The 1,933-nt window shown below is 55.5% G+C and carries 3 protein-coding genes; all 3 read right to left on the bottom strand.

Annotated elements, in window-relative coordinates; all coding sequences use genetic code 11:
* Positions 1–754, bottom strand: a 754-nt coding sequence (locus tag DMG62_24740) for a hydrogenase expression protein HypE (GenBank protein ID PYY19317.1), incomplete at its 3' end; no start/stop codon positions are given.
* Positions 755–1,092: 338 nt separating this feature from the next.
* A complete protein-coding gene (locus DMG62_24735; GenBank protein PYY19316.1) occupies positions 1,093–1,587 on the bottom strand; it encodes a hydrogenase maturation protease in 495 nt (164 codons plus the stop codon).
* Positions 1,588–1,607: 20 nt separating this feature from the next.
* Positions 1,608–1,933: bifunctional isocitrate dehydrogenase kinase/phosphatase (locus DMG62_24730; GenBank protein PYY19315.1), on the bottom strand; the 326-nt coding region annotated here is incomplete at its 5' end.

Genomic DNA, 1,933 nt, shown 5'->3' with positions numbered 1-1,933 from the left:
CGACTTTCACCAGGCATTTCGGTGACCCGTATTCGTGGGCAAAATCGGCCTGCTCGTAATAAGAACCGCGATCGCAGCCTTCGTGCACAGTTTTTCCAAACAGCCATGTCGGCCGCAGTTCATTGTCCAATGGGATGAGCGGCGCGAGTCCTGCGACTTGATAAAGGAGATAGAGCAGCGTCTCCATCATGTTGTCCGGCTGCACCGGGCAACCAGGTACGTTCACGATTGGTAATCCCGCTTTGCTGCGCCAATTCCAGCCGAGATAATCCGCAAGACCCATCGCGCCGGTTGGATTTCCTTCCATCGCGTGAATGCCGCCGTATGTCGCACACGTACCAGAGGCAATCACTGCCGTAGCTTTTGGCGCCAGCCTGTCGATCCACTCATTGGTCGTGATCGGTTGGCCGGTATCTGGGTCGGTCCCCATCGCCGCCCAGTACCCTTCTTTCTTGATCTTCTCATTCGGGACCGAGCCTTCGAGGACAAGCACGAATGGCTCCAGGCGTCCTTCAGCTGCCGCGTGCCAAAACTTCATAAAATCGTCGCCGACTTCGTAAGCGAGGACCGGATTGTGGAGATGCACCTTCGGCAATCCCGGAATCGCGCCCATCACTACATCTTCGATACTCGGCAAAGTGGCTGCGGTTGTTGAAATAGAATCCCCGTCGCACCCGAGGCCGGTTGTCATCCAAAGGACATGAATTTCTTGAACCTTCGGCCGATGATCAGCAAAAACTTGCGATGTTTCCATAGTCTTCCTCCCGTTTCACATCCGCAGAATTCGCGCTTCCCGGACCATCGCCGGTATCTCGCGGACGGTCAGAACCAGCACAGCCAGCAGGATTGCGCCGCCAACGACCAGCCAAGCAATGTCGCCAGCAGATCTGCTTTGCGCTGTCGAACCCGTCAATCGCTGGGCGATAGAATCCGTACGTTTTGAACAAAACAAATTCCTCATAAGCCCATTAGCAGTTGCGCTGCGTGTTTGCCGTGAAGTGAAAATGTGGACGGCGGACGAAGAGTGTAGCGCGAGTTACCACTCATCATAAGCGCATCGCACCGCAGGCGTCGGATAGTTTGAAATTTTTTTCAGATTCTGCGGCCGCCTGCAAAATCAGTTATGATTTTCTCGATCATTTTCACCGCGACTGCCACGGCGTGACGAACGTCGTCGCTCAAACCGATCATGCCTTCGTTGTCCAATCGCGCGGGCTCGCACCCGACGAGATACAAATTTTTCGCACGCCCACCAAGCGCTCGAATCAATTGCAACACGCGCACCGGCGTCAGAGCATGCGCGTCGGCAATCTCGTCTTCGCAGGTGTCAACCTTGTCCGGGTCGAGCTCGAGCAGGTAAACCGTTCCCGGTTTTTCGCCACGCGGCGCTGCGTCGATCAGGACGGTTGTGTCGTAACCATCCATAATGGCGTAAGCGAGATCGTAAGCGCGAATCCCGAAGTCAACGATGCTCACGCCATCAGGCCACGATTGTTTCGCCAATTCCGCTGCTACCTCGCAGCCAAACGCGTCGTCGCCGAAAAAGATATTTCCGATCCCGGCTACGAGGATGCGCTTAGGAACCATGGCCGTTGATTAGGTCGAACCTACGTGCATCCTGCAACCGACGCGAGACTTGAAGAAAGTCGCCGCTCCGCTTTGTAAGGAAACACTTCGGGTATTTCTCCGGCTCGAAGTTTCTTCTGCATGCCACGCCAGAACTCGGGGCGGAAGACATCGGCGTGTCGCTCGAGTAAGCTGGAGCATGCCACATCGGGCAGTCGAAGGAACTGGGGAAATTCTTCTGGGAAAATGTCATTTTCGCGCACCGAGAACCAAGGTTCGGCTGCCATTTCCTGCTCGGGCGTCGTCGCCTGCGGCAGATCGCGAAAACTGCAATCGGTGAGGAAACATAGCTCGTCGTAATCGTAGA

The organism is Acidobacteriota bacterium, assembly GCA_003225175.1.
GTDB lineage: Bacteria > Acidobacteriota > Terriglobia > Terriglobales > Acidobacteriaceae > Gp1-AA112.
The sequence above is the reverse complement of the archived record's forward strand: the minus strand, read 5'-3'. Positions and strand labels throughout refer to the sequence as shown.